Source organism: Zoogloea oryzae (assembly GCF_030161255.1).
Classification (GTDB): Bacteria; Pseudomonadota; Gammaproteobacteria; order Burkholderiales; family Rhodocyclaceae; genus Zoogloea; species Zoogloea oryzae.
On sequence record NZ_BSPX01000001.1, the window covers coordinates 70,420 to 95,818 of the forward strand.

Here is a 25,399-nt window from a genome sequence, read left to right on the forward strand (position 1 = left end):
GGCGGTTATCAGATGTAAAAAAACCCGGGGAGCGATCCCCGGGTTTTTGTTTTGTGGCGTACTTGCTCAAGCCTGGACGACCCGGTTCCGGCCGGCGTTCTTGGCGGCGTAGAGGGCCCGGTCGGTGCGGCTGAGCAGATCTTCGGCGGTTTCGCCAGGCTGGCGGCTGGCGATGCCGATCGAGGCGCTGATGTTGGTCAGCCGCTCGCCGGTGCGACTGTCCTTGAGCACCAGATGTTCGATTGAGATGCGCAGGGTTTCGGCCAGCTGGTGCGCCTGCTGGGCGGTGCCGCCGCAGAAGATCAGGGCGAACTCCTCGCCGCCGTAGCGATAGACCGACACCCCCACCCGCGTGGCGGCTGACAGCTGCTTGCCCACCAGGCTCAGCACGCGATCGCCCACCAGATGGCCGAAGCGGTCGTTGAACTGCTTGAAGTGGTCGATATCGAGCAGCGCGAGGTGGATCACCGGGCCCCGGTCGCTTTGCTCGAGGAACTGCGCGAGTTCCATGTCGAAGGCGCGGCGGTTGAATACGCCGGTGAGCTCGTCGTTCATTGCGTTCTGGCGCAAGGTTTCGAGCTCGCTGCGCAGGCGCCGGATTTCCTCGTTGGCTGCCGACAAGCGCTGCTCGAAGCGCGAGGTGTTCTGCTGCATCGCGGTGGAGCCCTGGAGCAGCTTGTCGAGGGTACCGAAGATGTCATCGACGCTGCCGGCGCCGGCAGTGGTGTTGCCGCGCAGGTCGCGGTTGCATTCGTCGAGGAGGGTCGAGAACGAGCGGGTGCCGGCGAGGGTTGCGTTGAGGTCGTGGTCGATGCCGCTGACCATCTGCTCGAAGCTGTCCTTCATCCGGTGGAGGGCGGTTTCGATGTCGCCGGTGGATGAGACGTGTTCGCGGAAGAGGTCCTCGGCCTTGGTGAGGGGGATCATCCCGTAGGCCGAGACAATCTCGTCGATGCGCTGGTTGAGCGTCGGATCTTCGTTCGAGACGTAGGTGTACCAGAGGGCGTAGTTGATCGGCGTCACCGGGATCTGGTGCTTCACCATGATCGGCACTGCCTTGCGAAGTCGTTCCGCCGCTTGTTCAACTGAACCGCTAATCACTCTGATCCTCCTGAAGGGGGCGGGTTGCAGCCCGGAGAGGTGTCCTCCGGTTTTCCAGTCCGGCCCGCGGCCTTTCTGGCCACACCTGAGCTTATCGGCGGGCGCGGCCAAAACTTCATGGTCGGGCGGAATGAACAACGGCGCCCGCAGGCGCCGTTGTGCTCAAAATGGGCAGTCTGCCCGTTTATGAGGCTTCGTACATCAGCGTGCCTTCGACCAGGGTGTAGCGCACCTTGCCCGGGAGTTCGAGGCCCAGGAATGGCGTGTTCTTGCCCTGGCTCTTGAGCATCGACCGGTCGATGAGCTGATAGGTGTCGGGATCGAACACGCACACGTCGGCGCGGGCGCCGACCGACAGGTGGCCACCTTTGGCGATGCCGGCAATTTTTGCCGCCTCGGAGGTGATTCGGGCAACGGCGTCGATCAGCGGCAGCTTGTGTTCGGCTGCCCACTTGAGGGTGAGCGGCAGCAGCAGTTCAAGCCCGGTGGTGCCGGGTTCGGATTCGCTGAAAGGAGCCTGCTTGGCGTCGTCGTCTACCGGCGTGTGGTCGGAGCAGATCGCGTTGATTCGACCGTCTGCCAGGGCCTTCGAGAGCGCGATGCGGTCGCGCTGGCTGCGCAGAGGCGGGATCACGTGGCAGTGGGGGTTGAAGTAGCCGATGTCCATATCGCACAGGTGCAGATGGTGGGCGGCCACGTCACAGGTCACATCGACACCGTCCTTGCGGGCCTGCTCGATGAGGTCGAGGCTTTCGGCGGACGACAGGCGGGTGATGTGCAGCCGCGCGCCGGTCTGGCGGGCGAGGCGCAGGTAGGTGAACAGCGCGACGATCTCGGCACTGGCGGGGATGCCGGGCAGGCCGAGGCGCGAGGCGACTTCGCCATCGTGGGCGACGCCGCCCCGGGCGAGGTAGGGATCAAGGGGCTGCAGCCAGACGCGGAAGCCGAAGGTGGAGGCGTACTGCATCGCACGGCCGAGCACCCGGGTGTCGAGGATGGGTACATTGGCCTGGCTGAAGGCCACGCAGCCGGCTTCGACCAGCTCGGCCATCTCGGAGAGCTGTTCGCCCTTGAGGCCGATGGTGAGGGCGCCGACCGGGTAGACGTGGGCGCGGTTGAGCTTCTTGGCCCGGTAGCACAGCATCTCGACGAGGCCGGGTTCGTCCAGCACCGGGTCGGTGTCGGGCGGGATGGCGAGGCTGGTGATGCCGCCGGCCATGGCCGCGTCCATCTCGGATTCGAGGGTGGCCTTGTATTCGAAGCCGGGTTCGCGCAGGCGGGCGGCGAGGTCGATCAGGCCCGGCGCGACGATCAGGCCGCTGGCGTCGATGGTGCGGGCGGCGGTGAAGCCGGCGGGCGCCTGGCCGACGCCGACGATCTTGCCGTCGGCGATGTAGAGATCCTGCTTCGCGTCGAGGCGGTTGGCCGGGTCGATGATCCGGCCATTCGTGATGTGGATGTTCATGGTCGAAAACCTGTTGATCAGTGACTGCCCAGCATGCTCATGACGGCCATGCGCACCGCGATGCCGAAGGTGACCTGCGGCAGGATCACCGCCTGACCGCCGTCGGCCACGGCGGAGTCGATCTCGACGCCGCGGTTCATGGGGCCGGGGTGCATCACGATGGCGTCGGGCTTGGCGAGGGCCAGCTTGTCGGCGGTGAGGCCCCACACCTTGAAGAACTCCTGCGGGCTGGGCAGCAGGGCGCCGTTCATGCGCTCGTTCTGGAGGCGCAGCATCATCACCACGTCCACGTCCTTGAGGCCTTCCTGCATGGTGGCGCAGTAGCGCACGCCCATTTTTTCGACGTCGGTGGGGAGCAGGGTCTTGGGGCCGATGACGCGCACTTCGGGCACGCCGAGGGTGGTGAGCGCGGCGATCTGCGAACGGGCGACGCGGGAGTGGAGCACGTCACCGACAATGGCGACGGTGAGGTTGTGGAACTCTTTTTTGTAGTGCCGGATGGTGTACATGTCCAGCAGCCCCTGGGTGGGGTGGGCATGGCGGCCATCGCCGGCGTTGACCACGTGGATGTGGTCGCGGCCGGTATTCTGCAGGTGCTGGGCGATCAGGTGCGGGGCGCCGCTGGATTCGTGGCGCACCACGAACATGTCGGCCTGCATCGCACAGAGGTTGTCCACGGTGTCGAGCAGGGTTTCGCCCTTCTTGGTGGAGGACGTGGACACGTTGAGGTTGATCACGTCGGCCGACAGGCGCTTGGCGGCGATCTCGAAGGTGGTGCGGGTGCGCGTGCTGTTCTCGAAGAACAGGTTGAAGACGCTCTTGCCGCGCAGCAGCGGGAGCTTCTTCACTTCGCGCTCGGCCATCTCGGTGAAGGGCGCGGCGGTGTCGAGGATCTGGGTGATGATGCTGCGCGGCAGGCCGTCGAGGGTCAGCAGGTGCTGGAGTTCGCCGTGCTTGTTGAGTTGAGGGTTATGCATGGATCAGCCTCATGGTGAGGGCGCCGGAGTCGTCGCGCTCGAGTTGCAGGTTTTGCCCGGCGGGCAGCGGTTCTGGCAGCGTGAGGGCGCAGAAGCGGGCGGCGATGGGCAGCTCGCGTCCGCCGCGGTCGATGAGCACGGCCAGGTCGACCTGGGCCGGGCGGCCATAGTCGAAGAGTTCGTTGAGGGCGGCGCGGGTGGTGCGACCGGTGTAGAGCACGTCGTCCACGATGACGATGTGGGCGTCTTCCACGTCGAAGGGGATCTTCGAGCCCTGGGGCTGCTGGTGCAGGCCCTTGGCGGCGTAGTCGTCCCGGTAGAAGCTCACGTCGACGCTGCCGAGGGGCTGGGTCAGGCCGAGGAGGGCGTGGAGGCGCTGGGCGAGCCACACGCCGCCGGTGTGGATGCCGACGAGCGCGGTGGCCGGCGTGACGTGGGGACGCATCGCGGCGGCCAGTTCGGCGATAAGGTGTTCGGCGTCAGGTAGCTGCATGTTTGGCACTTTCGAAGTACTGGAGCAGGATGATCTGGGCGGCGGCGGAATCGAGCCGGGGCTTCTGCTTGCGCCAGCCGTGGTGGCCGGCCTCGCTGAGACGGCCTTCTGCCTCGGCCGACGACAGGCGCTCGTCCACCAGCGACACGGGCAGGCCGTAGCGGCCGTGGAGCTGGTTGGCGAAGCGCCGGCAACGGACGGTCATGGCGTGCTCGGAGCCGTCGAGGTGCGTGGGCAGGCCGACAACGAGGGCCGACGGCTTCCATTCCGCGAGCAGTTTTTCAATCGCGGCAAAGCGCGCGGCGTTGGCTTCTTCGGCAATCGGCGCGAGGGGATGGGCGTGGCCGGTTTCGGTCTCGCCGACCGCCACCCCGATCCGCGCGAGGCCGAAGTCGAAGGACAGCAGGGTGCTCACGCGTGGCCGGCGACGTCGGACAGTTTTGCGAAGTCGACGCCGATGAGTTGCATGGCCGCGGCGAGGCGCTCTTCCGGCGGCAGGTCGAAGACGATGGTGAGATCGGCGGGCACGGTGAGCCAGGCGTTCTGGGCCAGTTCGTGCTCGAGCTGGCCGGCGGACCATCCTGCGTAGCCGAGGGCGACCAGCACCTCGCCGGGTTCGCCCTTGCTGGCGAGGTGCTGGAGCACATCGCGGGAGCTGGTGAGACCGACGGTGTCGCTCACCTTGAGGGTCGAGTGCCAGTCGCCGGCCGGGCGATGGAGCACGAAGCCGCGATCCGCCTGGACCGGGCCGCCGAAATACACCGGCAGGTCGGCAAAATCAGGCTGCTCGAAGGGGATGTCGATGCGCTCGAAGAGCGTTGCCAGCCGCATGTCGGTCGGGCGGTTGACGATGACCCCCATTGCGCCGTTCTCGTTGTGCTCGGCGATGTAGGTGAGCGTGCGCGAAAAGTTCGGATCGGCCATGGCGGGCATGGCGATCAGGAAGTGATCGGTGAGGTTGATGGTGGTCGTAGTCACGGGTGGTATTCTAAGCCGAGGTCGCCGATTGTAGCGGCAACTTTTCAGTCCTGCGTCCCCTTCAAGAGCCCCTGTTTCCATGTCATCTGCCCTTGTCTGGTTCCGTCGCGACCTGCGCGACTTCGACCATGCGGCGCTGTATCACGCGCTCAAGCGATTTCCGCAGGTCTTCTGCGTTTTTGTCTTCGATACCGCGATCCTCGACGTGCTGCCAAAGCGGGCCGACCGGCGGGTGGAGTTCATCCACGCCAGCGTTGTCGAGCTCGATGCCGCGCTACGGGAAAAAGGCGGCGGGCTGATCGTCCGCCACGGCGCGGCGCGGGACGTGATCCCGGCGCTGGCGGCGTCGCTGAGGGTGACGGCGGTGCTGGCCAACGGCGATTACGAGCCCGCTGCCATTGCCCGCGACGAGGACGTGGCCGAGCGGCTGCGCGTGCAGGGCATCGCCTTCGAAAGCTTCAAGGATCAGGTGATCTTCGAGAAGAGTGAGGTGCTCACCAAGAGCGCGACGCCGTTCTCGGTATTCACGCCCTACAAGCGGGCCTGGCTGGCGGCGCTCACCGATTTTCATCTGAAGGCCTATCCGGTCGAAAAATACGCCGCCCATCTGGCACCGCTGCCGGCGGGCGAGTCGATCCCGTCACTCGCCGAGATGGGCTTCGAGCCGACCAACCTGCAGGAAGTCGGCATCACGCCGGGCATGGCGGGTGGGCGCAAGCTGATCGACGACTTCGTGCGCCGCATCGACCGCTACAAGGCGCGGCGGGATTTCCCGGCCAGCAAGGGCGTGTCTTACCTGTCGGTGCATCTGCGCTTCGGCACCGTGTCGATCCGCGAGCTGGCCCGGCTGGCCCATGCGCGGGGCGGCGAGGGCGCGGACACCTGGTTGTCGGAGCTGATCTGGCGGGATTTCTATTTCCAGATCCTGTGGCACAACCCGCATGTGGTGGGCGCGAGCTTCCGGCCGGAGTACGACCGGGTGCGCTGGGATGACGCGCCGGATCTGTTTGCCGCCTGGTGCGAGGCGCGCACCGGCTACCCGATCGTCGACGCGGCGATGCGCCAGATTGCCCACAGCGGCTACATGCACAACCGGCTGCGGATGGTGGTGGCGTCGTTTTTGACGAAGGATCTGGGCATCGACTGGCGGCTGGGTGAAAAGTACTTTGCCGACGAGCTCAACGATTTCGATCTGTCGGCCAACAACGGTGGCTGGCAGTGGGCGGCGTCCACCGGCTGTGATGCCCAGCCGTATTTCCGCATCTTCAATCCGGTCAACCAGTCCGAGAAATTCGACCCGGACGGCAGCTTCATCCGGCGCTACCTGCCGGAGCTGGCCAAGGTGCCGGACAAGTTCATCCACGCCCCGTGGACCATGCCGCCCATCGACCAGAAGCTGGCCGGCTGCGAGATCGGCAAGGATTACCCGGCCCCCATCGTCGATCACGCCAAGGCGCGGGAGCGCACCCTGGCGCGCTTTGGCGTGGTGAAGTCGGCGGAGCCGGCGGCGGACTAACGCCGGGCGGTGGCGACCAGCACGGTGTAGTCGAGCACGTAGCCGTCGCCGTCCCGGTGGCTGGCGAGGTCGTCGGCCACCGCGGCGCGCAGCCTGGCCTGCATCGCATCGGGCAGGCGCGACAGCGATTCCGCCGCGCCGCCGGCCAGATCAAGAAAGGCCTGCCAGTAATCGTCGGCGCTGTCGAAGCGGCAGGCGAAGGTGTGCGGCGTGATGCTCACGTCGCCAAAACCAGCCTCGCCCAACAGCGTGGTGAGCACCTCGTGCTCGCCCAGCCGGAACACCGTCGGCCGGGCCACCTTGGGCGGCGGCAGCAGGCGGGCGATGCAATCCTGGGCGCGGGCGATGAGCGGCACGGCATCCCGCGGGCCCCACACCGACAGTGCGATGCGTCCACCCGGACGGAGCACCCGGTGAAGCTCGGCCAGCGCCTTGGCTGGATCGGGAAAGATGAACAGGCCCAGGCCGATCAACGCCACATCCACGCTGGCATCGGCAAAGGCCAGGTGCTCGGCGTCGCAGGCCGCGGCGAGGAGATCGGGCAGGCCTTCGGCGGTGGCCCGTTGCTGCCCTTCGACGAGCATGTTCTCGGCGATGTCGCTGGCGAGCACCCAGCCGTCGGGGAGCACCCGCCGGGCGGCGTCGCGGGCCAGCAGGCCGGGGCCGGCGGCGAGATCGAGCACCTTTTCACCCGGAGCCAGACCGGCGGCCTTGAGCAGCGCGGCCTGCAGGCCCGCGCGCAGCGGGGCGCCGTCGGCGTAACGGGCGGCGATGCGGTTGAAGCCGCTGCGCTCCAGGGCCTTGAAGCGGCGGGCGTCGAAATCGGTGCTCATTTCAGCAGTCCGGCAAATTGGAGAATTAGGTCAAGGTACTTGTCCCATTGCGTGAAGCTGTGGTCGCCGCCGGGTAGCACCGTCTGCCGGGCGCCGGGGTAGCGGGCCACCGCGTGGCGGTAGTCGAGCACCTCGTCGCCGGTCTCGACCATCAGCCAGTAGCGCTCGGGCAGCGTGATGGCTGCGGGTTCAATGGCGCGCAGCTGCTCCACGTGATCGAGGGTGAAATCGAAGGCCTCGCCGGTGTACATGTGGGTCTGGGTGCCGATGTAGGCGGACAGCGACAGGGGCGCCAGCACGGCGGGATTCACCAGCACGGCCTTGAGCCCGTGGCGCTCGGCGAGGCAGGTGGCGTAGTAGCCGCCGAGGCTGCTGCCGACCAGCGTGGGCGGCGTGCTGCAGCGGGCGATCTGTGCTTCCGCAAGGGCCATGGCTTCGTGGGCCGAGACCGGCAGCTGCCCGCCCCAGAAGGCGTCGCCGAGGCCGAGCTGATCCATGCGGGCCTTGAGGCTGCGGGATTTCCAGCTTTGCGGGCCGGAGCGGAAGCCGTGGAGGTAGATGATCATTTGTGTTCGAAGCGGTCGTCGGGCCGCAGGCGGGCGGGGAAGTCGTCGGTGAGCCAGTGCCGGGCTGCGGCATCACCGGCCAGGTGAGCGTGCCAGAAAACCGTGCTGGCAGCGAGGATGTGGGGGCGGAAGGCGGCGGGTTCGCGGCGGATGCGGAACATCGCGCCTTCTGCGTCGCTGGCCTCGCCGGCGAAATCCAGGTGGTTGCCGCCGGCAAATACCAGCAAGTATTTGCCGCCGTCGGCGGGCATGTGGCGGTAGGGCACCTCGCGGTTGGCGGCGGTGATGTCGGACAGGCCCATGCCGTCGTCGCGACTGCCGGTGATGCTGAGAAAGGGCAGGTGGATCTGGCCGAAGCGATGGTCGAGGCTGGGGCCGGTATCCGCCTGGCGGGCCGACGGGCTGAAGGCGAGCACGGCGCGGACCCGCGGGTCGAGCGGATGGGGCGGCTGGGTGGGACGCCGCTCGCCGGCCATCAGCTGCACCGTGACGGCGCCGAAGGAATGCCCGGCGAGGCCGATGGCGCTGGCGTTGTGGATGGCATCGGGCAGGCTGGCGTCGCGGCCGATGCGCTCGAGGACGAAACGGAAGTCATCCACCCGGTGGGTGAGCTCCTCCGGGTTCATCGCCGCCTTGAAGGCGCTGCGCAGCGACTGGGGCGAATTGTTGCGAAGAATGGAACAATCCGAGCCCGGGTGTTGCATTGCCAGCAACAAATAGCCGTGGCTGGCCCAGTGGCCGAGCCATGCGCTGCCGCCCTCGCGGGAGCCGCCGAGCCCGTGGGAGAACAGGATCAGCCCGCGGGGCGCGGGCGTGTCGGGCAGGTAGAGCTTGATCGGCAGGGTGCGCGCCCGCCGGGTGTCGTGCAGGTCGGTGTGGCGGGTGGTGACCCGCCACGGGCCGACGGCTGCGGGGTCGATCAGTGGGCCGTCCATTCGACGAGGCCAAAATGCCAGGTGGCCAGCACGACGATGCCGAAGGCGATGCGATACCAGGCGAAGGGCACGAAGTCGTGGCTGGAGATGTAGCGCAGCAGCCAGCGCACGCAAAGGAAGGCGGAGATGAAGGCCGAGATGAAGCCGACGATCCACATGCCCAGGTCGTCGGCGTTGAGGAGCGCACGCTCCTTGTAGACCTGATAGACCGTGGCGACGCCCAGGGTGGGGATGGCCAGGAAGAACGAGAACTCGGTGGCGGCCTTGCGGGACAGTCCGAACAGCATGCCGCCGATGATCGTGGAGCCCGAGCGGGAGGTGCCGGGGATCAGCGCGAAGGCCTGGGCGATGCCCATCTTCACGGCGTCCATCGGGCGCATTTCATCCACCGTTTCGATCCGCACGGTGTGATTCTTGCGCTCGGCCCACAGGATGACGAAGGCGCCGACGATGAAGGCGGTGGCCACCGGGATCGGGGCGAACAGGTGGGCCTTGATGGCCTTGCCGAAGGCGAGGCCCAGCACCGCGAGGGGCAGGAATGCAATGAACAGGTTGAGCACCAGCCGGTTGGCCTCACGCACGCGGCCAAGGCCGGCGAAGGTGGCGGCGAGGCGCGCGCGGTATTCCCACACCACCGCAAGGATCGCGCCGGACTGGATGACGATTTCGAACAGCTTGCCCCGGTCGTCGTTGAAGTTCAGCAGGTCGCCGGCGAGGATCAGGTGACCGGTGCTGGAGATCGGCAGGAATTCGGTCAGGCCTTCGACCACGCCGAGGATCAGCGCCTTGAGGAGCAGGATGATGTCCATGGAACGATAGAGTTTTCGATGCTAAAAGAGTCGGCATTATAGCCGGCGAATATTTACGCGCCGGTGGCTGGGTGTGGGAATCCGTCACGAACACCAGTTCAAGACGGGGCGTCCGGTGCCGATACATCCCGGGTAGCTATTCCAGATGTTCGCCCCTGATGCTGAAAAAAATTGCGGTGGCCCGGCTCCGGCCTGGCATGTTCATTCACGAGTTCTGCGGCGACTGGATGTCCCATCCATTCTGGCGCTCACGTTTCCGGCTCGACGGCGACGACGATCTGCGGCGTATCGTCGAGTCCGGCGTCGAGCACGTCTATATCGATACCGAACGGGGCCTGGACGACCAGGACGCGGTGCCCGCCGCCGAAGTGCGGGCGGCGGTCGAGCAGGAGATCGTCGCCGCGCTGGCGACGCCCGTCGATGTGCCGATGCGGGTTTCGGTCCACGAGGAAATCCAGCGCGCCCGCAAGGTGCACGACCAGGCCCATCGGGTGGTGCGCTCGATGATGAGCGATGTGCGGCTGGGCAAGGCGGTGTCGCTCGAGGATGCCGAGCCGGTCGTCGAGGCGATCACGGGCTCGGTGCTGCGTAACGGCGGCGCGCTGATGGGGCTCATCGGCATCAAGAACAAGGACGACTACACCTTCCTGCACTCGGTGAGCGTATGCACGCTGATGATCGCCTTCGGGCGGTCACTCGGGCTGGAGGGGGATGACCTGCGGCAGGGCGGGATCGGCGGGCTGCTCCACGATATCGGCAAGATGAAGGTGCCGGACGAGGTGCTCAACAAGCCGGGCCGGCTGACCGATGCGGAGTTCGAGCTCATCAAGCGCCACCCGGGCGACGGCCACGCCACGCTGGTGGAGACGCCGGGCATCGGCCCGGTGCCGCTGGACATCACGCGCCACCACCACGAGCGGCTGGACGGCAGCGGCTACCCCGATCGTCTGGCCGGCGATGCGATCTCAAGCATGGCGCGGATGGCGGCCATCGTGGATGTGTACGACGCCATCACCGCCGACCGTTGCTACCACAAGGGAATGCCGGCCGCCGAGGGTCTGCGCAAGATGTGGGAATGGAGCGCCGCGCACTTCGACCAGAAGCTGCTGCAGGCCTTCATGCGCTGCGTGGGGATCTACCCGGTCGGCAGCCTGGTGCGGCTGGAGTCCGGACGGCTCGGGGTGGTGATCGAGCAGAATGAATCCAACCTGCTCACGCCGCGACTGCGGGTGTTCTTCAGCACCCGCTCCAACGGCTACATCAAGCCTGAGGTCGTGGACCTCTCGCGGCGACTCGGCAGCGGTGGCGGTGACCGCATCGTGTCGGCCGAGGCGCCGGACCGCTGGGGCGTCGATCCGGGCCGCTTTCTGCTGGTGGCCTGATCAGCCGTGGCGCAGGCGGGCGTCGAGGGTATCCACCACGGCGCTCCAGTCGGCATCCTCGGCCAGCTCGGCGCGCAGGAAGGCCGCCTGGGCGGGCGTCCAGAAATCGGCGTCGGCCAGACGCTTGTCGTGGGGAAGGGGCGCATGGGCCGTGATGAACGCGTCAATCGAGGCCGTGTCGTCGGGCAGACCGAGCTGGGCGAAGAGATTGGTCATGGTGTGGGTCTGGGCTTCCATCTGGGGGCTCCTGGGTGGTGTTGCACTGGATCTGCCCGAAGGCGGCAGGAAAATGCCGGCCCGGGCCACGTGGCGGATTTTCTGAACCCGGGTACACTCTTTGTGGTCCCGGGGATGCGATAAGTTTCCTTGCACGGCGCCCTTGATCTGGCCCTTGCCCATTTAGCGCCAGCGCCTTTTTCGATATCTCATGACACTCAGTGATCTTGTTGCCCACTACGGCTATCTGGCGGTGGCGGTCGGGTGTGTGCTCGAAGGGGAAACCGTGCTGCTGATGGCGGGCTACGCCGCCCATCGGGGGATGCTCGACCTGCCGTGGGTGATGGCGGTCGCGCTGGTGTCGAGCTTTGCTGGCGATCAGTGCTGGTTCTGGCTGGGGCGGCGGAATGGGGCGACGCTGATCGATCGGTTTGCGTCGATCCGCCGGCTTGTGCCGCGCGTCCAGGCGATGATCCGGGCCCATCAGGACGCGCTCGTGCTGGGCGTGCGCTTCATGGTCGGCGTGCGGGTTGCCGGCCCGGTGCTGATGGGCTGGAGCGGCGTGCCGACGTACCGTTTCCTTGCGCTCAATTTCCTGGGTGCCGGCATCTGGGCGGGTGCGGTCGGCGGGGCGGGCTATGCCTTTGGTGAGGTGCTCGAGCGGATGCTGCCGGCGTTCAAGGAGGTGGAGGAGGGGGCTCTCGTCGTGCTGGTGGCGGGTGGCCTGGTTGTCCACGCGCTACGGATGTGGCGAAATCATCGTGGCTGAAACGCGCACATATCCTGTATATTAGAGAAATCTGATTTAAGGAGTCGCCCATGTTCCGTCGCTCGTTCGTCGTTGCCTCGACCCTCGCTGTCCTTGCTGGTGCCGTCCACGCCCAGGATCTCGACGCGCTGAAGGCCGATACCCGCAAGAACGCCTTGCCCGTGCTGCCCAAGGTGGTGGCGATGATGCAGGAAACCGTGGCCGAGAAAGGCGCCATCGAGGCCATCCCGGTCTGCAAGGAAAAGGCCCCGCTGCTTCTGAAGGAGCAATCCGCCAAGACCGGCTGGGACATGCGCCGCGTGAGCCTGCGCACCCGCAACCCCGAGCGTGGCACGCCGGACGTGTGGGAAGCCCGCCAGCTGGCCGATTTCAACATCCGCGCGGCCAACGGCGAGAAGATCGAAACCCTGGAAGCCGGCGAGATCGTCACCGAGAACGGCAAGCAGATCTACCGCTACATCCGCGCGGTGCCGGTGGGCGACGTGTGCCTGAAGTGCCACGGCGCGCCCGACAAGATCGAGGCCAGCCTGAAGAGCCAGCTCGCCAAGAGCTACCCCCACGACACCGCGTTTGGCTACGAGAAGGGCCAGATCCGCGGTGGGCTGACCGTCAAGCGGCCGCTGTGAGCTGCCGCCGGTGGCGATGACCACGGCGTTCTTGTGGAATAATCCGCCCACCCCATCCACCTCAACTTACAAAGGGAGTAGCCAGATGAAGATCAACAAACTGGTGTTTGCCGTTGTCGCCTTGGGCCTTGCCGCGGGTGCCAGCGCCCAGATGAAGCCGGAAGACCAGATCAAGTACCGCAAGGCCGGTTACAGCTTCATGTCCTGGAACATGGGCAAGATCAAGGCCCAGACCATCGACAACCCGGGCAGCTTCAACAAGGATCAGGTGGCCGGCGCGGCCAACGCCATCGCCGCGATCGCCAACTCCGGCATGGGCGCGCTGTATGGCCCGGGCACCGACAAGGATGTGGGCAACCAGAAGACCCGCGTGAAGCCGGAGTTCTTCCAGCAGCAGGACGAGGTGCGCAAGCTCGCCGTGGCCTTCGTCAAGGAGGCAAACGAACTCCAGAAAGTCGCCGCCACCGGCGACGCCGCCGCGATCAAGGCCCAGTTCGGCAAGACCGGCGAATCCTGCAAGGCCTGTCACGACAAGTTCCGCAAGGACGAATGAGCGTTTTCCGCTAGCCGGAAAGCAGAAGGGGCAGCTTGCGGGCTGCCCCTTTTTACATCCGTCACCAGGCAGGCGCGGCCGCTGGTGCTGGCGGCGGAGGTGGCTGCCAGACGCCAGTGGCGAGCCACGCCGCAGCGCATCCCACGGCCAGCGCGAAGATCAGCGCGACGGGGCCGCCACCGGTGGGCTCGGTACCACGTTCATGGGGGCCGACTTCCTTCCGGCCGGTGAGCATCGGCGCCACCAGCGATTCCTTCTTGACCCGCGTGTAGAACGCGATCGCCGCCAGATGCAGCGCCACCAGCAGGCCGACGAGCCAGAAGCCCTTGCGGTGCAGTCCGGTGATCCAGTCGCTGGTTTCCTTGGAAACGAGGTTGTAGAGCGGCCCCTGGAAGGCGATGTCGTCGTTGCCGAACAAGCCGCCGGCGGTCTGCAGCCCGACCACGCCGATCAGCCCCAGCACCGACAGGGCGCCGAGGGGATTGTGGCCCAGCCCGCGCCAGTCGCCGCGCAGGTAGGCGAGGATCGCGCCGGGGCCACGCACGAAGCTGGCGAAGCGCGAGTGGGTCGAGCCCACCAGGCCCCAGGCGAGGCGAAAGCCGATGAGGCCGGCGATCAGGATGCCGATCCGCCCGTGCCAGGTCATCAGGTTGCCGCCGATCTGGCCGCTGACCACCGCGGCGGCCACGGCCGCGGCCAGCAGCCAGTGGAAGATCCGCAGCGGCAGATCCCAGACGCGAACGCTTTTCATGAGGTGTTCTCCAAGCCATCAACTTTCCGAATTCTGACACGAGCCGCCCGAAGCGCGACCACTGCGGCGCCGGCTTACGTATCATTCGCGCGATGCATAACTTTCGGAGCACCTCCTTGAAGAACCTGTCCTGCCTTGCCCTGCTTGCCAGCCTTGCCGCGCCGGCCCATGCCTGCGGCCCCTATCACGACAGCTGGAGCGGCAGCGACAAGGCCGCCCATTTTGGTGTGTCGGCCGCCCTCGGCGCGGGCGCCTCGCGGCTCACCGACGACACCGCGACGGCCGTCGGCCTCGCCCTGATCCCCGGCCTTGCCAAGGAGCTCTACGACGCCGGGCAGGACTGCAACCGCTTCTCCTGGAAGGACATGGGCTGGAACGCCGTGGGCGCCTACGTGGGCGTGCGCACCGGCAACTGGCTGCTCGGGCCCACCGGCGTGAGCTACATCAAGGCCTTCTGAACCGATGCGCATCCTGCTGGTTGAGGACGACCGCCTGCTGGGCGACGGCGTGAAGGCCGGCCTGTGCGCGGCGGGTTTCGCCGTCGACTGGGTGCGGGACGGCGAAGCCGCGCTGGCTGCCGTTGCCGCGGAGAGCTTCGCCGCCATCGTGCTCGACCTGGGCCTGCCGCGGCGCGATGGCCTGTCGGTGCTGTCGGCCCTGCGTGGCGCGGGCAATGCGGTACCAGTGCTGGTGCTCACGGCGCGGGATCAGGTGGCCGACAAGGTGCGCTGCCTCGATCTGGGTGCCGACGACTACGTGGTCAAGCCCTTCGACCTGGACGAGCTGGCCGCCCGCCTGCGGGCGCTGGCGCGTCGTGCCCGGGGCCGGGCCGAGGCCAGTCTGCGCCACGGCGACGTGGTGCTCGATCCGGCGGCACGCAGCGTCACCCTGCGGGGCGAGCCGGTGGTGCTCACCAGCCGGGAGTTCGATCTCCTCCAGATGCTCCTCGATGCTGCCGGCCGGGTGCTCACCCGCCGGGTGCTGGATGAGCAGCTCTACGCCTGGGGCGAGGCGGTGGGCAGCAACGCGCTGGAGGTGCACATCCATCACCTGCGCAAAAAGCTCGGCGCCGATTTGATCCGCACCGTGCGCGGGGTGGGCTACATGGTGGACGAGGCGCCCCGGTGAGCGCGACGCGGGCGGTCTATTCCCTGCGCCGGCGCCTGGTGGCGCTGCTGATCGGCGTGCTCGCGCTGTTCTGGGGGCTAACGGCGATGCTGGCCTTCCGCACCGCCCATGCCGAGGCCGACTCGCTGTTCGACGCCCAGATGGTGCAGGTGGCCGAAACCCTGCTCGCCATCGTGGCCACCGGCAACCCGCTGGTGGCCGGCGAGATGGCCGAGCACCAGCATGCCTACCAGCTGCCGGTGGCCTTTCAGGCCTGGAAGCGGGATGACGGCGGCGCCTGGCAGCTGCTGGTGCGCTCGTCGGAGATGCCGTTCGAGCCAGTGGCCTCCGCGCCGGGTTTCGACGAGCACGACCTGGAAGGCGAGCTGTGGCGCTTCTTCACCATCGACCACGACCACAGCGGCTATCGGGTCATCGTCGGCCAGAACCACGGCGCGCGCTACCGGCTGGCGGGCACCTTCGCGCTGCATCTGCTGCTGTCGATCTGCATCGGTCTGCCGCTGATGGCGCTGGGGATCTGGGCGGTGGTTGGGCGGGCGCTGCGGCCGGTGAGCGCCACCGCCGATGCGGTGGGCGGGCTGGACCCGCGGCGGCTGGCGCCGGTGCAGGTGCCGGGCCCGCTGCCGGCGGAGATCGCGCCACTGGTCACTTCCATCGACGCCCTGGTGGGGCGGGTCAGCGAGGTGCTCGACAACGAGCGGCGCTTTACCGCCGACGCCGCCCACGAGCTGCGCACGCCGCTGGCCGCGCTGAAGATCCAGGCCCAGGTGGCCGCCCGGGCTGGCGACGAGGCGACCCGCAAGCACGCGCTGGAACAGGTGGCCACGGGCGTGGACCGGATGAGCCATCTGGTCGAGCAGCTGCTCACGCTGGCCCGGCTCGATCCGGACGCGGGGCGGGGGGCGATGGATCGCTTCGATCTGGCTGAACTCGCCGAAGGCGTGTGCTCGGTGCTCACCCCCCAGGCCCTTCGCCGCGGCCAGACCCTGGCGCTGGAGGCGCCGGCGTCCTTCGCCCTAAGTGGCAATCGCTGGTGGCTGGAGGTGCTGCTGCGCAATCTGGTGGATAACGCCCTGCGCTACTCGCCCGAAGGCGGGCGGGTGGTGGTGTCGCTGGATGCCTGCTCGCGCTGCCTGCGGGTGGCTGACGATGGGCCGGGCATTCCGGCGGCCGAGCGGGCCCAGATGCTCACCCGTTTCGCCCGGGGCTCGGCGGTCGAGGCCGAAGGCTGCGGGCTGGGCCTGTCCATCGTCGGCCGAATTGCGGAGATCACTGGCGCCACGCTGGCCTTCGAAGATGGCCTGAGCCGGGCCGACGGCGGTGCCGGCCTGGCGGTCGTGGTGCGCTTTGCGCCCGAGACCACGGGTTAGAATGCGCGGGTCATTCCTTCTTCCGACTGCCTCGCCATGAGCGAAACCGATCTCTCCCGTCTGCGCATCGACCGTCAGGCCACCCGACCGCCCCGGCGCCTCAGCAAACGCTGGGTGCTGGGCGGGCTCGCCATCGTGCTGGCGGGCGGGCTGGCCGTTTTCGGGCGGATGAACGCCCCTGTCGACGTCGAGACCGTGACGGTGGGTGAAGCCTGGCCCTACCAGGGCGTGACGCTTCTCAACGCCACCGGCTACGTGGTGGCCCAGCGCAAGGCGGCGGTGGGTTCCAAGGCTACCGGCCGGCTCGAATGGCTGGGTGTGCGGGAAGGCTCGGTGGTCAAGGCCGGTGAACTCATCGCCCGGCTTGAACAGCGCGACGTGTCCGCCCAGTTGCAGCAGGCCGATGCCAATGTGGGGGTGGCCCGGGCCAACATCGGGCAGGCGCGGGCAGAGCTGCGGGATGCCGAGCTGGCCCTGGGCCGGGCGCGGGATCTCAAGGCGCGCAACTTCATCGCCCAGGCCCAGGTGGATCAGGCTGAGGCGCGGGCGCTCAAGGCCCGGGCGGCGCTGGGTTCGGCCCAGGCGGCCGAGCGGGCGGCCGAGGCCGGCCGGCTGGCGGCCAGCGTGGCGGTAGGGCAGACCGAGATCCGCGCGCCCTTCGATGGTGTGGTGCTGGTCAAGAACGCCAACGTGGGCGATTTGATCACCAATCTCTCGGCCGCCGCCGACAGCAAGGGCGCGGTCGTGAGCATGGCCGACATGAGCACGCTGGAAGTCGAGGCCGATGTGTCGGAATCCAACATCGCCCGCATCAAGCCGGGCCAGCCCTGCGAGATCCAGCTCGACGCGTTTCCCGAGCTTCGCTTCCGGGGCGAGGTGTCGCGGCTGGTGCCCACCGTCGACCGCACCAAGGCCAGCGTGATGACTAAGATTCGCTTCCTCGACCCCGACCCTCGGGTGCTGCCGGAGATGAGCGCCAAGGTGGCTTTTCTGGCCGAACCCCTATCGCCCGAGCAGCGCAAGGCGCGCACGGCGGTGCACGGCGAGGCGGTCGTCCAGGCCGAAGGCGGTGCGGCGGTGTTCCGGGTGGCGGGTGGCGTGGCCACGCGGGTGCCAGTGACGACGGGCGCGAAGATCGGCGATCTGGTCGAGGTGAGCGGGGTGAAGCCGGGCGAGCGGCTGGTGCTGCGTCCGCCGGCGTCGCTGCGGGATGGCGCAGCGGTGAGTGTTGGCAAGTGACTTCGCCCATGAGCGCGTCGTCTGATCCGCTGGTGCGTCTGTGCGACGTGCACAAGCGCTATCGCCGGGGCAACCAGCTGGTGCCGGTGCTGGCGGGGATCAGCTTCGACATCGCGGCGGGGGAGTTCCTGGCGCTGATGGGGCCGTCCGGCTCGGGCAAGAGCACGCTGCTCAACCTGATCGCTGGCATCGACCGGGCGGACAGTGGCGAGCTGATCGTGGCCGGTGAGGACATCACGTGCCTCGACGAGGCCGATCTGGCCGATTGGCGGGCGAAGAACATCGGCTTCATCTTCCAGTTCTACAACCTGATGCCGGTGCTCGACGCCCGCGAAAACGTGGAGCTGCCGCTGCTCCTGACCGGCCTCAGCGGCCGCGAGCGGCGTGCCCGGGCGGAGTTCGCGCTGGAGATGGTGGGGCTGGCCGACCGGATGGATCACACCCCCAACGAGTTGTCTGGTGGCCAGCAGCAGCGGGTGGCGATCGCCCGGGCGTTGGTGTCGGACCCGACCCTGATCGTCGCCGACGAGCCCACGGGCGATCTCGACCGGGATTCGGCCACCGAAGTGCTGCGGCTGCTGCAACGCCTCAACGACGAGGTGGGCAAGACCATCGTGATGGTGACCCACGACCAGCGGGCGGCCGAGGCCGCCCACGCGATCATGCATCTGGAAAAAGGCGAGCTGTCGGTGCGCGAGGTCGTCCGCCCGCGATGATGGGCTGCGCCGGCGCCATCAGCAAAAACCCCGTCGTGCTGGAGCAGGACGGGGTTTTTGCTGGCCGGGGCCAGGGCGTGTCAGGTGCTCAGGCCGCCGGAGATGTAGCCGGAGAGCTGGTCGATGGTGGCCTGCTGCTGTTCCATCACCGACTTGACCGCATCGCCGATGCTGATGAGGCCGACAACCTTGCCGTGATCGACCACCGGCAGGTGGCGCACATGGTTGTTGGTGATGATGCACATGCATTCGTCGATGGTGTGGTTCGGCGACACGGTGAGCACGTTGGGCGTCATCAGGTCGCCGACCTTGGTGTCTTTCGAGGCGAGGCCCTTGAGCACCACCTTGCGGGCGTAATCGCGCTCGGTGAAGATCCCTGCGAGGCGCTCGCCTTCCATCACCAGCACGGCGCTGATGTTGCGCTCGGCCATCAGCTGGAGGGCCTGCAGCACGGTGGTGTCGGGGGTGACGGCGTAGCTCGCGTTGCCTTTGGTCTGGAGAATTTGTTGAACCGTTGCAGCCATTGTCTGAGTCCCTCCTCGTTATTGGTTTCCAGGCGCAGGACGGCGCTGCGTCGCCGCCCGTTGAAAGTGTATAGCTTGGGGGCTGGATCGCAAGAGCGCAATAGGGCGTCCGGGTTTTCATGCAATCTGATGTCAGGCCGCCGGCATGTCGGGTAGCTTTTTCAGGCTGATCTTCCGCAACGCCTGGCGGCATCGGCTGCGCTCCGGGCTGACGGTGCTGGGCATGGTGGTGGCGATCCTTGCCTTCGGCCTGCTTGGTACGGTGGTAGACGCGTGGTACGCGGGGGCGGAAGGGGCTGCTGCCAACCGGCTGATCACCCGCAGCTCGATCTCGCTGGTGTTTCCGCTGCCGCTCACCTACAAGGACAAGATCCGCGCCGTGGACGGCGTGCGCGACCTGAGCTGGGCGAACTGGTTTGGCGGCATCTACAAGGAGCCGAAGAACTTCTTTGCCCAGTTTGCGGTGGATGGGGAGAGCTACTTCCGGCTGTACCCGGAGTTCGTGGTGCCCGAGGCGCAGATGCGGGATTTCCTGCGGGATCGCAAGGGCTGCATCGTTGGGCGCAAGCTGGCCGACACCTACGGTTTCAAGGTCGGCGACACCCTGACGCTGAAGGGCACGATCTACGCCGGCAACTGGGATTTCGTGGTGCGCGGCATCTACGACGGTGCGAAGAAGGGCACCGATCAATCCCAGATGTTCCTCCACTGGGCCTACCTCAACGAGGTGGTCAAGGCGAAGATGCCCGGCCGGGCCAACAACGTGGGGGTGTTCATCGCCGAAGTGACCGGTGCCGACCAGGTGGCGGCGGTGTCCCGGGCCATCGACGCGGAGTTCGTCAATTCCCGCGCCGAGACGCTCACCGAGACCGAGAAGGCCTTCCAGCTGGGCTTCGTGGCGATGACCGAGGCCATTGTGGTGGCGATCCGCATCGTGTCGTATCTGGTGATCTTCATCATCATGGCGGTGATGGCCAACACCATGGCGATGACCGCCCGGGAGCGCACCGCCGAGTACGCCACCCTGAAGGCGCTGGGGTTCTCGCCGGGCTTCGTGGCGGCGATGATCTGCGGCGAGAGCCTGATGCTGGCGGGCGCCGGCGGGCTGATCGGGATCGGGCTGACCTTTCCGGTGGCCACAGCCTTTGCGGCAAAAATGGGCACGTTGTTTCCTGTGTTCAACGTCTCCCAGGCCACCGTGCTGCTTCAGGCCGGCTGCGCGCTCACGGTGGGCGTGGTGGCCGCGCTGCTGCCCATGCGCCGGGTGGCCCGGCTGGCGATCGTGGATGGCTTGAGGGCGGTGGCATGAAGGTGATCCCGTTCTCCTACAGCCTGCGCAACCTGTGGGCCCGGCGGCTCACCACGGCGCTCACGGCCGGTGGCATGGCGCTGGTGGTGTTCGTGTTTGCGGCGGTGCTGATGCTCGATCAGGGCCTCAAGGAGACATTGGTGGAAACCGGCCAGCCGGACAACGTGGTGGTGATCCGCAAGGGCTCCGAGACCGAAGTCCAGAGCGTGATCGAGCGCGGCCAGGCGGCGCTGATCGAGAGCCTGCCGCAGATCGCCCGCGGCGGCGGTGGCGTGCCGCTGGTGTCGAAGGAGACGGTGGTGCTCATCACGCTCGCCAAGCGCGATTCGGAGAAGCTGGCCAACGTCATCATCCGCGGTGTGGGGCAGGCGGGGGCGCTGCTCCGGCCGCAGCTGCGGATTGCCGAGGGGCGGATGTTTGCGCCGGGCTCCAACGAGATCATCGTGGGCAGCAGCATCGCGTCGCGCTTCCGGGGCATGGGCCTGGGCGATCCGGTGCGCTTCGGCGGGCGCGACTGGCGGGTGGTGGGCGTCTTCGATGCGGGCAAGAGCGGCTTCGATTCCGAGATCTGGGGCGACGCCGATCAGCTGCTGCAGACTTTCCGCCGCAATGCGTTTTCGTCGGTGGTGTTCCGGCTGGCGGATGCGTCGGCGTTTGCCGATGCCCGGCGGACGCTGGAGGACGACCCGCGGCTGACCCTCGAAGCCAAGCTGGAGCGCACCTTCTACGCCGACCAGTCGGCGATGCTGGCGAACTTCATCAACATCCTGGGGCTCACCCTGTCGGTGATCTTCTCGGTGGGCGCGGTGATCGGCGCGGCGATCACCATGTACGCGGCGGTGGCCAGCCGAACCGGCGAGATCGGCACCCTGCGGGCGCTGGGCTTTCGCAAGTCGAGCGTGCTGCTCGCCTTCATGGTCGAGAGCCTGCTTCTGTCGCTACTGGGCGGGCTTGCCGGCCTGGCGGCGGCGTCGCTGATGCAGGTGTTCACCATCTCGACGATGAACTGGCAGTCGTTTTCCGAGCTGGCCTTCAGCTTCCGGCTGACTCTGCCCATAGCCGTCAAGACGCTGCTCTTCGCCCTCGGGATGGGGCTGGTGGGTGGTTTCATGCCGGCGGCCCGGGCGGCCCGGATGAACATCGTCAGCGCGCTGCGGGAGTCCTGATCCGCGCTGCGGATGCATAGATGAGAATGTGACCGATTTCGCAGTCGCGTGATTTTCACCCCTTGCCGTTGGGATGTCCTCGGGAGAGCGTGAAGTAATCGGCAACGGCGGCCTCGGACGCCTTCTAACCTTTGAGCGTAAGAACTCATTTGCAGGAGGCTCATCATGGACACCACGCTGATCACGTGCACCGGGCTGCTGGTGCTGATGCTGGCCGCCTGGCAGTTTGTGCGTTCCCGTTCGGGGGCAGATAAATCGATTCCTACCGAGTGGATGGTGTCGATCGGCCGCATCGCCAACGACCAGGCCCTCGGCCATCACCGGGATGCCCGTCGCGGCGCGCTGCAGGTCATCCACGCCCTCAAACGGTCGCCTGCGGGCTCGCCTGTTGCGCACCATGTGCGCATCCGGCTGGCCGGGCTGCTGGCGAAGGACCCGGTCTATCCGGAAGTCGTCCATGCGATCCGCACGGCCTGCGTGGTCGAGCCGGCGGTGAGCGAGCTGGCGCTGTGCGTGCGCCTGCGGCACTTCCTGATCGAGGACATCCGCCAGTGCGAAGAGCTGGCCGAGAATTTCGGGCAGATCCGGCGGCGGGAAACCGGCGCCGAGGCGCTGCTGATCGCGCGATTCCATCACGCAGCCTGAGGCGGCGGTGGATAGCAGTCGGGGCCGGTCCGCTGGGCGGATCGGCCCCGATTCATTTTCGGCGTCGGGTCAGAGCAGGTGGATGCGGCAGTCGGTAACCACGGCCGTCCGGGCCTGCGGGTAGCGCTCGGCGATGCCCCGGGCGAGCTCGGCGTCGTGCCGCGGCGTGGGGCACAGCACGATGGCCGATGGTGCGCTGCGCAGGAAGCGGCCGGGGTTTTCGAGCACATCGAGCTCCAGCCGCTCCCAATCCGGCACGGTGAGGGAGCGCCGCTCGGAATAGAAGGCGGGCTCGCTGGACCAGTCGAAGCCGTACCAGATCACCGGTTTGTCGACAGGCGTGTGGGCTTTGACATAGCTGGCGACGGCGAGGGTTCGCTCGCCGCCGGTGAAGGTCATCCGCTTGAGGTCGAAGTAGTTGTTGTGGAAGAACACCGCGTTGGAGGCGATGAAGGCGACGAGCACGCCGACACCCATCGCCCTGCGGCCCCACTGGCGCTCACGCAGGACGTAAATCACCGCCACGCCGACCGCCACCGACAGGAACACCGAGTTGGCCGTCTGGTAGTAGTTGTGGATGGCGTGCAGGTTGGTGAACAGCAGGAATGGCAGCACGAACAGCGCCAGGCTAGCGGCGATGACACGCCGGGCGATCCGGTCGCGCACCACGACAAACGCGGCGATCACGAACAGCAGGCCGATGACGTTGAACGCTGCCTTCTTGATATTGCGGTTGAACACCACCTTGCCCCAGAAATCACCGGACAGGCGCTGCTCCAGCGTGCCGTAGTTCCAGGCGGAGAGCTTGGCCGAGGTGAGCAGGGCGCCGATGGGGTTGTCCAGCTTCACCGCGTCCGAGAACTTCACCCATGCCACGCCGAGGATCACCGGAATCAGCACGCTCACCGCCAGCTTGATCACGAAGCCGGGGACGGGCGCGGCCTGCCGGCGGATCAGCACGAGATAGCCGGCGGCGAGGCCGAAGAGGGCCAGCACGGCTGCGACGGTGGTGATCTTCTGGAGCAGCGCGAGGCCGAGGAAGAGGCCGAGAAAGACGAAATCCCGGTTGCTCACGTCCCGCTGGAAAACCTTGAGCGCGTAGTACAGGAAGGCCAGCGTGAAGCACAGGGCTGCGCCTTCGATCATGAAGGTGCCCGCCCAGAAGAGGTAGATCGGCGAGGTGAGGAAAAGTGCGAGGGAGAAGTCGATGGCGGCCGGATCGACCTTCAGCCGGCGCAGGCCGCAGCGCAGCGGGATGCAGCACAGCAGCACGAAGATCAGGTTGATGACCCGGCCGGTGGCGGTGAGGGGCGTGCCGAGGATGCTGGCGGCGGTGGCGACGAGTTGCTGGTAGATCGGAAACTCGAAGGGGATCGACCAGGGCTCGCCGACCACCGGCGTCGGGTAGCGCAGCGAGAAGCCCTCGAGCTGCAGGTAGTGGGCGGTGAGGGCGGTCTGGGTCTGGCGGAAGCCGTGCTGCTCGAGGATCGGCTGGCCGACGTTGAACAGGTTGAGCCCGACGATCGCCACCAGGGCCAGCCAGAACAGTAGGCGTGCAGTGCGGGTCAGCCCGTCTGGCATGCGGGCTCCAAAGTCGGCGTGTCCCGGGATGTGCATGGTGGGGCGCGCGGCCGGCGGTGTGTGCCGCCGGCGCGGGGCTCAGATTTCGAGGTTGTCGATCAGGCGGGTGGCACCGAGTTTGGCGGCGCCCAGCACGACCAGCGGGCCATCGGCGGCATCCTTGGGCGGGTGCAGGTCGCTGCGGCGGCGGATCGAGATGTAGTCGGGCTGCCAGCCGTGGGCAGCGAGCTCGGCCACGGCCTCGGTTTCGAGGCGCAGGAAATCGTGCTCGCCGGCATTGATGCGTTCGCGGATCCACTTGAGCTGGCGTTGCAGGCGCGGGGCTTCGGCGCGCTGCTCTGGCGTCAGGTACCCGTTGCGGGACGACAGGGCGAGGCCGTCGTCGGCGCGGCTGGTTTCGCCGCGGATGATCTCGATGGGCAGGGCGAATTCCCGGACCATGTTGGTGATGATCATCAGCTGCTGGTAATCCTTCTTGCCGAACAGCGCCACCTGGGGCTGGACGATGTTGAACAGCTTGAGCACCACCGTGGCCATACCGCGGAAGTGGCCGGGCCGGGCGGCGCCGTCGAGGATGTCGGTGTGGGCCGGGTTGGGCTCGACGTGGTAGCGCTGGGGCTCGGGGTACATCTCCTTCTCGTCGGGGGCGAAAAGGTGATCGACGCCGGCCTGGGTGAGGCGCGCGCAATCGTTCTGGAAGGTGCGCGGGTACTTGTCGAAGTCTTCGTTAGGGCCGAACTGCAGGCGGTTCACGAAGATGCTCGCCACCACGATGTCGGCGTGCTCGCGGGCCTGGCGCATCAGCGAGATGTGGCCGTCGTGCAGGTTGCCCATGGTGGGCACGAAGGCGACGCGGGCGGTCGGGTTGGCGGCGAGGGCGGCGCGCAGGCCGGCGATGGTCGGATGGATCTGCATGGCGGGATCAGTAGCTGTGTTCGGGGCCGGGGAAGCGCGACTCGCGCACGTCGGTCACGTAGCGGGTGACGGCTTCGTCGATGCTCGACGCGCCTTCCATGAAGTTCTTGGCGAAGCGCGGACGCTTGCCCGGGAAGACGCCGATCAGGTCGTGCAGCACCAGTACCTGGCCGTGGCAATCCACGCCTGCGCCGATGCCGATGGTGGCCATGGTGTTGAGGCTGTTGGTGATGTCGGCGGCGAGCTGCGAGGGCACCATCTCCATCACCACGAGGGCCGCGCCGGCCTGTTCGAGCGCCAGGGCGTCGGCCTTCAGCACGGCGGCGCCGGCATCGCTCTTGCCTTGCACCCGGTAGCCGCCCAGCTGATGCACCGACTGGGGGGTGAGGCCGATGTGGGCACACACCGGCACGCCGCGCTCGACCAGGAAACGCACGGTTTCGGCCATGAAGGCGCCGCCTTCGAGCTTGACCATCTGGGCGCCGGCGGCCATCAGGCGGACGGCGTTGCGCATGGCCTGCTCGGGGCTCTCGGCATAGCTGCCGAAGGGCATGTCGGTGACGACGAAGGTGCGGTTGGCGCCGCGGCTGACGCATTCGGTGTGGTAAGCCATCTGCTCGAGGGTGACCGGCAGGGTGGTCTTCTGGCCCTGAAGCACATTGCCCAGGGAATCACCCACCAAGATCACATCGACGCCGCAGCGTTCGAGGAGCGCCGCGAAGCTGGCGTCGTAGCCGGTGAGCATGACGATCTTGCGGCCTTCGGCGCGCATCTTGCCGAGCTCGAAAAGGGTGACGGGTTTGGTGTTGTCCTGCAGATAGCTCATGACGGTTCCT

29 protein-coding genes are annotated in these 25,399 nt (G+C 67.2%); 13 read left to right on the top strand and 16 right to left on the bottom strand.

Annotation, left to right across the window (positions count from 1 at the left end; all coding sequences use genetic code 11):
- Positions 1-66: 66 nt before the first annotated feature.
- From QQK25_RS00360 to QQK25_RS00385, 6 genes are all read right to left on the bottom strand, one after another.
- Complete coding sequence (locus QQK25_RS00360; RefSeq protein ID WP_194271221.1) at positions 67-1,044, bottom strand: GGDEF domain-containing protein; 978 nt, start codon at positions 1,042-1,044, stop codon at positions 67-69.
- A gap of 241 nt (positions 1,045-1,285) precedes the next feature.
- Complete coding sequence (locus QQK25_RS00365) at positions 1,286-2,566, bottom strand: dihydroorotase (RefSeq protein WP_284186232.1); 1,281 nt, start codon at positions 2,564-2,566, stop codon at positions 1,286-1,288.
- Between the two features lie 17 nt (positions 2,567-2,583).
- Positions 2,584-3,543, bottom strand: a complete 960-nt coding sequence (locus QQK25_RS00370) for an aspartate carbamoyltransferase catalytic subunit (RefSeq protein ID WP_153161750.1) — start codon at positions 3,541-3,543, stop codon at positions 2,584-2,586.
- Entirely contained in the window at positions 3,536-4,036 is a 501-nt protein-coding gene (pyrR, locus tag QQK25_RS00375) for a bifunctional pyr operon transcriptional regulator/uracil phosphoribosyltransferase PyrR (RefSeq protein ID WP_284186233.1), read from the bottom strand. The genes QQK25_RS00370 and pyrR overlap by 8 nt, the downstream gene beginning before the upstream one ends.
- A complete protein-coding gene (gene ruvX / locus QQK25_RS00380) occupies positions 4,023-4,451 on the bottom strand; it encodes a Holliday junction resolvase RuvX (RefSeq protein WP_284186234.1) in 429 nt (142 codons plus the stop codon). Before ruvX ends, pyrR begins: the two co-directional genes overlap by 14 nt.
- The gene (locus QQK25_RS00385; protein ID WP_438696417.1) at positions 4,448-4,969 is read right to left on the bottom strand and encodes a YqgE/AlgH family protein; all 522 of its coding nucleotides are present in this window, start codon (positions 4,967-4,969) and stop codon (positions 4,448-4,450) included. Before QQK25_RS00385 ends, ruvX begins: the two co-directional genes overlap by 4 nt.
- Positions 4,970-5,093: 124 nt before the next feature.
- Between QQK25_RS00385 and QQK25_RS00390 the strand changes: the two genes are divergently transcribed.
- Complete coding sequence (locus QQK25_RS00390; RefSeq protein ID WP_284186236.1) at positions 5,094-6,530, top strand: cryptochrome/photolyase family protein; 1,437 nt, start codon at positions 5,094-5,096, stop codon at positions 6,528-6,530.
- On the opposite strand, the gene QQK25_RS00395 is transcribed toward QQK25_RS00390, so the two are convergent.
- The 4 genes from QQK25_RS00395 to QQK25_RS00410 are packed head-to-tail and all read right to left on the bottom strand — an operon-like array spanning position 6,527 to position 9,673.
- Complete coding sequence (locus QQK25_RS00395; protein WP_284186237.1) at positions 6,527-7,363, bottom strand: class I SAM-dependent methyltransferase; 837 nt, start codon at positions 7,361-7,363, stop codon at positions 6,527-6,529. The two genes, QQK25_RS00390 and QQK25_RS00395, sit on opposite strands and share 4 nt — an antisense overlap.
- Positions 7,360-7,929 carry a YqiA/YcfP family alpha/beta fold hydrolase gene (locus QQK25_RS00400; RefSeq protein WP_284186238.1) on the bottom strand — a complete coding sequence of 190 codons (570 nt, stop codon included), beginning with the start codon at positions 7,927-7,929 and terminating at the stop codon, positions 7,360-7,362. The genes QQK25_RS00395 and QQK25_RS00400 overlap by 4 nt, the downstream gene beginning before the upstream one ends.
- Positions 7,926-8,864, bottom strand: coding sequence for an alpha/beta hydrolase family protein (locus QQK25_RS00405; RefSeq protein ID WP_284186239.1), 939 nt, complete (start codon positions 8,862-8,864; stop codon positions 7,926-7,928). Before QQK25_RS00405 ends, QQK25_RS00400 begins: the two co-directional genes overlap by 4 nt.
- The gene (locus tag QQK25_RS00410) at positions 8,849-9,673 is read right to left on the bottom strand and encodes an undecaprenyl-diphosphate phosphatase (RefSeq protein ID WP_284186240.1); all 825 of its coding nucleotides are present in this window, start codon (positions 9,671-9,673) and stop codon (positions 8,849-8,851) included. Before QQK25_RS00410 ends, QQK25_RS00405 begins: the two co-directional genes overlap by 16 nt.
- A gap of 158 nt (positions 9,674-9,831) precedes the next feature.
- On the opposite strand from QQK25_RS00410, the gene QQK25_RS00415 reads away from it, so the two are divergent.
- Complete coding sequence (locus QQK25_RS00415; RefSeq protein ID WP_284186241.1) at positions 9,832-11,055, top strand: HD-GYP domain-containing protein; 1,224 nt, start codon at positions 9,832-9,834, stop codon at positions 11,053-11,055.
- On the opposite strand, the gene QQK25_RS00420 is transcribed toward QQK25_RS00415, so the two are convergent.
- A complete protein-coding gene (locus QQK25_RS00420) occupies positions 11,056-11,292 on the bottom strand; it encodes a DUF2789 domain-containing protein (protein ID WP_284186242.1) in 237 nt (78 codons plus the stop codon).
- Positions 11,293-11,482: 190 nt separating this feature from the next.
- Here QQK25_RS00420 and QQK25_RS00425 point away from each other — a divergent pair, with 190 nt between their 5' ends.
- From QQK25_RS00425 to QQK25_RS00435, 3 genes are all read left to right on the top strand, one after another.
- Positions 11,483-12,040, top strand: a complete 558-nt coding sequence (locus QQK25_RS00425; protein ID WP_284186243.1) for a DedA family protein — start codon at positions 11,483-11,485, stop codon at positions 12,038-12,040.
- 50 nt (positions 12,041-12,090) lie between these two features.
- A complete protein-coding gene (locus QQK25_RS00430) occupies positions 12,091-12,666 on the top strand; it encodes a Tll0287-like domain-containing protein (protein WP_284186244.1) in 576 nt (191 codons plus the stop codon).
- A gap of 85 nt (positions 12,667-12,751) precedes the next feature.
- On the top strand, positions 12,752-13,219 hold the full coding sequence (locus QQK25_RS00435; RefSeq protein WP_284186245.1) for a c-type cytochrome: 468 nt from the start codon (positions 12,752-12,754) through the stop codon (positions 13,217-13,219).
- A gap of 61 nt (positions 13,220-13,280) precedes the next feature.
- Here the strand turns inward: QQK25_RS00435 and QQK25_RS00440 are convergent, their stop codons facing one another.
- A complete protein-coding gene (locus tag QQK25_RS00440; protein WP_284186246.1) occupies positions 13,281-13,970 on the bottom strand; it encodes a cytochrome b/b6 domain-containing protein in 690 nt (229 codons plus the stop codon).
- Positions 13,971-14,086: 116 nt separating this feature from the next.
- Here QQK25_RS00440 and QQK25_RS00445 point away from each other — a divergent pair, with 116 nt between their 5' ends.
- Genes QQK25_RS00445 through QQK25_RS00465 form a run of 5 tightly spaced genes read left to right on the top strand, consistent with a single transcriptional unit; the run spans position 14,087 to position 18,423 of the window.
- Positions 14,087-14,428 carry a YfiM family lipoprotein gene (locus QQK25_RS00445; RefSeq protein WP_284186247.1) on the top strand — a complete coding sequence of 114 codons (342 nt, stop codon included), beginning with the start codon at positions 14,087-14,089 and terminating at the stop codon, positions 14,426-14,428.
- A gap of 4 nt (positions 14,429-14,432) precedes the next feature.
- Complete coding sequence (locus QQK25_RS00450; protein ID WP_284186248.1) at positions 14,433-15,098, top strand: response regulator; 666 nt, start codon at positions 14,433-14,435, stop codon at positions 15,096-15,098.
- Positions 15,095-16,468 carry an ATP-binding protein gene (locus QQK25_RS00455; protein ID WP_284186249.1) on the top strand — a complete coding sequence of 458 codons (1,374 nt, stop codon included), beginning with the start codon at positions 15,095-15,097 and terminating at the stop codon, positions 16,466-16,468. The genes QQK25_RS00450 and QQK25_RS00455 overlap by 4 nt, the downstream gene beginning before the upstream one ends.
- Before the next feature lie 36 nt (positions 16,469-16,504).
- Entirely contained in the window at positions 16,505-17,707 is a 1,203-nt protein-coding gene (locus QQK25_RS00460; protein WP_284186250.1) for an efflux RND transporter periplasmic adaptor subunit, read from the top strand.
- A gap of 8 nt (positions 17,708-17,715) precedes the next feature.
- Complete coding sequence (locus QQK25_RS00465; RefSeq protein ID WP_284186251.1) at positions 17,716-18,423, top strand: ABC transporter ATP-binding protein; 708 nt, start codon at positions 17,716-17,718, stop codon at positions 18,421-18,423.
- An 80-nt stretch (positions 18,424-18,503) separates the two neighbouring features.
- On the opposite strand, the gene QQK25_RS00470 is transcribed toward QQK25_RS00465, so the two are convergent.
- Positions 18,504-18,947, bottom strand: coding sequence for a CBS domain-containing protein (locus QQK25_RS00470; protein WP_284186252.1), 444 nt, complete (start codon positions 18,945-18,947; stop codon positions 18,504-18,506).
- A gap of 145 nt (positions 18,948-19,092) precedes the next feature.
- Here QQK25_RS00470 and QQK25_RS00475 point away from each other — a divergent pair, with 145 nt between their 5' ends.
- The 3 genes from QQK25_RS00475 to QQK25_RS00485 all read left to right on the top strand — a co-directional run bounded on the left by QQK25_RS00475 (position 19,093) and on the right by QQK25_RS00485 (position 22,067).
- Positions 19,093-20,256 carry an ABC transporter permease gene (locus tag QQK25_RS00475; protein WP_284186253.1) on the top strand — a complete coding sequence of 388 codons (1,164 nt, stop codon included), beginning with the start codon at positions 19,093-19,095 and terminating at the stop codon, positions 20,254-20,256.
- On the top strand, positions 20,253-21,422 hold the full coding sequence (locus QQK25_RS00480) for an ABC transporter permease (RefSeq protein WP_284186254.1): 1,170 nt from the start codon (positions 20,253-20,255) through the stop codon (positions 21,420-21,422). Before QQK25_RS00475 ends, QQK25_RS00480 begins: the two co-directional genes overlap by 4 nt.
- Positions 21,423-21,587: 165 nt before the next feature.
- Complete coding sequence (locus tag QQK25_RS00485; RefSeq protein ID WP_153161727.1) at positions 21,588-22,067, top strand: hypothetical protein; 480 nt, start codon at positions 21,588-21,590, stop codon at positions 22,065-22,067.
- Positions 22,068-22,136: 69 nt separating this feature from the next.
- Here QQK25_RS00485 and QQK25_RS00490 read toward each other — a convergent pair whose 3' ends face one another.
- The 3 genes from QQK25_RS00490 to panB form a co-directional block, all read right to left on the bottom strand.
- Positions 22,137-23,648: a glycosyltransferase family 39 protein gene (locus tag QQK25_RS00490; protein WP_284186255.1), complete on the bottom strand. Its 1,512-nt coding sequence runs from the start codon at positions 23,646-23,648 to the stop codon at positions 22,137-22,139.
- A 78-nt stretch (positions 23,649-23,726) separates the two neighbouring features.
- A complete protein-coding gene (panC, locus tag QQK25_RS00495; protein WP_284186256.1) occupies positions 23,727-24,563 on the bottom strand; it encodes a pantoate--beta-alanine ligase in 837 nt (278 codons plus the stop codon).
- Between the two features lie 7 nt (positions 24,564-24,570).
- Positions 24,571-25,389, bottom strand: a complete 819-nt coding sequence (panB, locus tag QQK25_RS00500; RefSeq protein WP_284186257.1) for a 3-methyl-2-oxobutanoate hydroxymethyltransferase — start codon at positions 25,387-25,389, stop codon at positions 24,571-24,573.
- Positions 25,390-25,399 lie beyond the last annotated feature (10 nt).